Origin of the sequence: Microbacterium sp. NPDC080220, from assembly GCF_040686395.1 — a bacterium.
GTDB lineage: Bacteria > Actinomycetota > Actinomycetes > Actinomycetales > Microbacteriaceae > Microbacterium > Microbacterium gawkjiense.
Window position 1 is genome coordinate 1 of sequence record NZ_JBFBOP010000021.1, and the last position, 4,306, is coordinate 4,306.

3 protein-coding genes are annotated in these 4,306 nt (G+C 71.2%); all 3 read right to left on the reverse strand.

The window, feature by feature from the left end:
* Nucleotides 1–12 precede the first annotated feature (12 nt).
* Nucleotides 13–993, reverse strand: a complete 981-nt coding sequence (gene trxB, locus AB0P29_RS16090) for a thioredoxin-disulfide reductase (RefSeq protein ID WP_061018795.1) — start codon at nucleotides 991–993, stop codon at nucleotides 13–15.
* Nucleotides 994–1,078: 85 nt separating this feature from the next.
* Entirely contained in the window at nucleotides 1,079–2,695 is a 1,617-nt protein-coding gene (gene murJ / locus AB0P29_RS16095; protein WP_363381224.1) for a murein biosynthesis integral membrane protein MurJ, read from the reverse strand.
* Nucleotides 2,695–4,306 (reverse strand): DUF6049 family protein (locus tag AB0P29_RS16100; protein ID WP_363381226.1); only part of this gene is annotated, 1,612 nt, incomplete at its 5' end. The genes AB0P29_RS16100 and murJ, both read right to left, overlap by 1 nt.

Here is a 4,306-nt window from a genome sequence, read left to right on the forward strand (position 1 = left end):
ATTGTTCCGCGCTCAGGCGGGGGTCGGCAGCCCGTCGATCAGTGCGGCGTCCTGCGCGGGGGCACCCGCGTCGCCGCGCGCGGCGAGGTAGTGCTCGAGGTCGAGGGCGGCGACCGTGCCGCTGCCGGCCGCGGTGACGGCCTGGCGGTAGGTCGGGTCGATGACGTCGCCGGCGGCGAAGACACCGGGGACGGAGGTCTTCGAGGTGCGTCCGTCGACCCACACGGTGCCGTGCTCGGTGATGTCGAGGACGTTGTGCACGAGGTGCGTACGGGGGTCGTAGCCGATCGCGACGAACACGCCGTCGAGGGCGAGGTCGCGCTCGGACCCGTCGACGGTGTCGCGCAGACGCACGCCGGTCACGGCATCCTCACCCAGGACGTCGATGACCTCGGCGTTCCAGACGAACTCGATCTTCTCGTTGGCCTTGGCGCGGTCCTGCATGATCTTCGAGGCGCGCAGCTCGTCGCGACGGTGGATCACGTAGACCTTCGAGGCGAACTTCGTGAGGAACGTCGCCTCCTCCATCGCCGAGTCGCCGCCGCCGACGACGGCGATGACCTTCTCGCGGAAGAAGAAGCCGTCGCACGTGGCGCAGTACGAGACGCCGCGGCCCGACAGACGGGTCTCACCCTCGATGCCGATCTTGCGGGGCGCGGAACCGGTGGCGAACACGATCGCCTCGGCCTCGTGCGTCTCGCCGCGGCCGAGCGTGACGGTCTTGATGTCGCCCGACACGTCGAGCGACACGACGTCGTCATAGACGACCTCGGCGCCGAACTTCTCGGCCTGCTCCTGCATCTTGGTCATGAGGTCGGGGCCCATGATGCCCTCGGGGAACCCGGGGAAGTTCTCGACCTCGGTCGTGTTCATCAGCTCTCCGCCGGCCTCGACCGAGCTGGCGACGACGAGGGGCGACAGGTTCGCGCGCGCCGCGTAGATCGCCGCGGTGTAGCCCGCCGGACCCGAGCCGATGATGATGACCTTGCGCACGATGAATCCTCTCTTCGTCTGGGCGATGTTCGCGCCCGGACAGTTCAACCCATGGTAGCCGCGTGGCATTCCACGGAGGGGGGGCTCACCGGCCCGGCAGGAAGCGGCGGACGGCACGGAACGCGACGCCCAGCTCGGGAGTGCGGAACAGGGCCAGGATGCCGCCGTAGACCAGCAGTGTCACACCGCCGATGAGCGCGGCGCCGAGGAATCCGAAAAGGCCGTTCGTCACCGTCCATCCCGAGACGCCGCCCGTGAGAAGGAAGACGGCGACGCCGGCACCCGCAGCCGGAATCGCCGCGAGGAGGAAGCGCAGCACGGCGCGAGCGGCCCCACTCAATCCCAGCGGACCGATCTTGCGCCGCAGCAGCGAGACGGCGAGCGAGAACTGCACGATGTTCGCCACCGACTGGCCGAGCGCGATGGCCACGGCCAGCAGCGTCACGGGCAGGACCCCGCCGCGCAGCAGCGCAGCAGCGGTGAGGGCGGAGACGATGACGAGGACGGCCTGGACGAGCGTGTAGAAGAAGGGCGTACGGGTGTCCTTCAACGCGTAGAACGTGCGCTGCAGCCCGAACTGGAACGACAGCGGCAGCAGTGCGACGAGATAGGCGGCGAGGACGGCCGCGAACGCGACGGCATTCTCGGAGCTGTCGGTGAAGATGCGGGAGAGGGGGACGATCGCGGCCACGATGGCCGCGAGCACGCCCACCATGAAGATGCCGACCGTGCGGGTCAACGACGCGAGATCCCGCGTCACCTCGTCGGTGCGTCCTTCCGCGACGTGCTCGCTGAGCCGTGTGTAGTACGGGGTGCCGAGGGAGAGCACGATGACGGAGAACGGCAGCATGAACAGCAGCCAGGCGAACTGCAGGCTCGCATTCGCTGCGCCGGTTCCGGACGCGGCACCGACGATGTTGACCTGGAACACCCCCGCCACCTGACCGACGACGACCATCAGGAAGGTCCACCCGGCGAGACGACCGATGTCACCCAGGCCGAGACCACGCCACTGGAAGTCCGGGCGGACGCGCAGACCCGCACGACGCCAGAAGAGAAGCAGGATCAGGGCCTGAACGACGATGCCGAGAGTCGCGGTGCCGCCGAGGAGCGCCACCATGCCCGGGGTCCATCCGGTGACCTCCTGATGAGGCCCGAAGATCCAGATGAACGCGCCGAAGCCCACGATCGACACGAGGTTGTTGGCGATCGGGGACCACGCGAAGGGTCCGAACACCCGATTCGCGTTGAGCACCTCGCCCACGAGGGCGTACAGGCCGTAGAAGAGGACCTGCGGGATGCACCAGTAGGCGAGGGCGAGTGTCAGGGCCTGCTTCTCGGGCGAGAACTGTCCGCCGTAGAGCAGGATCAGCAGCGGCGCCGCGATCACTGCGATCACCGTGACCGCGGTGAGGACGACCATCCCCAGGGTGAGCAGCTTGGAGACGAACGCGTCACCGCGGTCGTCGTGCGTCCGTACCGCCTTCACGATCTGCGGCACGATGACGCCGGCGAGAAGGCCGGACGAGATCAGGTTGAACACCGTGTTGGGGAGCGCGTTCGCGACCGCGAAGGCGTCGGCCGCGCCGCCGGCGACGACCGGGAGGGCCGCCGCCAGCACGATGTTGCGGATGAGCCCCGTGATCCGGGACGCCATGGTGCCGGCGGCGACGGTGGCGCTCGCGCGTCCGAGGCCGGCCATCAGGGGGCCACCGGCATCCGCTTGCGCCGTCGGACCGTCCGGACGACACCGAAGACGAGGAGGGCGGACACGAGGACCGTGAGGATGACGAGGGCCACCGACTCCCATTCGGCGCGCACCGACACCTCGACGGTCTCGCTCCGCCCGATCTCGACGCCGGACGGGGTGCGCAGTTGCAGGTCGACGGAGGATTCGCCGCTGCCCACGAGGGCGGAGACGGGGATCGCGACGCGGCTGGTCTGCTGGGCGCCGATCTCGACCTCGGTCGTCGACTCGATCACCAGACGCGCGTCGCCGGGCGAGGCGATCAGGTCGACACGGGCCGGCCACGGCAGGTCGTTGCGGACGGTGAAGACGAGGGGCGCGGAGGCCCCGGCGAGGGTGATGGGGCCGCCGAGGACGAGGGCGACGCCGTCGGTCCACGAGGCGATGCGCTCGCGCTGCGCCTGGATCGCGGCATCCCATCCCTCGCGGTCGTCGAGCCACGCGTTGCCGAGCAGCTGCAACTCGGTCGCCCGCTCCGAGGAGGTGAGCAGCGTCGGGTCGTCGAGCACACCCGAGATGCGCTGCAGACCGCCCTGCGCGGCGCGGAACCTGTCGATCACCGCGACGCGGTCCTGGTCGGCGGGGACGGAGTCGACGTCGACCGCGGTGGCGGGGGCCGCGAGGAGGCCGTCGAGATCGGTCGCCGTCCAGCCGGGGAGCCCGGTCGCCGCGTCGATCGCGCCGCGCAGGGCGGCCTGGGACCGACCGTTCGCGCGGTCGACCGTGACGAGCAGGGGGTCGGCGAGGTCGCCCACGGCCGCCCGCGCCGTGAACTCCGCCAGGAGCGCTCCGCGGGCGGTGTCGGCATCGGTCGCGGAGGCGTCCTCGAGCAGGCGCGAGAGGCCGGCGTCGTAGACGAGCAGGTCCGTGTCGGCCGCGACGGCGTGCGCCCCGGCATCCGATCGCACGACCGAGCTCGGCAGGAGCGTGACGGGCGCGTCGTCGCCGCCCGTCACGGCGCCCAGGGCGGCGACGGTCTCGGCGCCGGCCGTTCCGGTCGCGGGCCAGAAGACGCTGTCGCGGTCGGCGCCGACGTCGAACAGCTCCTCGAGCGTGGGGAGGGTCGGTTCCTCGGGGGTCGGCGTCGGGGTCGGGGTCGCCTCGCCGTCGACCGCGGGGGCGCCGAAGTTCGCCGGGTCGAGGTAGGCCGCGAACGAGACCGGCCGGAGGGGGGATGCCTCGCCCGCGCCGATCTGCGCGGCGAGATCGGCGTCGCCGTACTGCAGCGCGAACCGGTCGTTCGGGAGCGCGATCAGGTCGTCGAGCCACGCGACCGCGTCGGCCGGCGCCGCGGAGCCCAGGGCGCGGATCGAGGCGGTGATCGCGGGATCCACGGCGAGGATCGCCGGCGTGCCCGTCACGGCATCCACCTGCTCGCGCAGGTCGCCCCCCTCGGCGGTGAGCTCGGTCAGTTGTCTGGAGCTGAGGACGCCGGTGGACTGCGGTCCCGCGGTGATGGGCACGACGACGCCGATCTGACGAGCCGGTGCGCCGGTGTCGGGGACGACGAGGACGGTCCGCGCGCGGAGACTGTCCTCGCCGGTGCCGTAGACAGCCCGGACCGGG

Bases quoted from the DNA above. Each gene is read 5' to 3' on its own strand.
- murJ (WP_363381224.1), bottom strand. From the start codon at position 2,695: ATGGCCGGCCTCGGACGCGCGAGCGCCACCGTCGCCGCCGGCACCATG.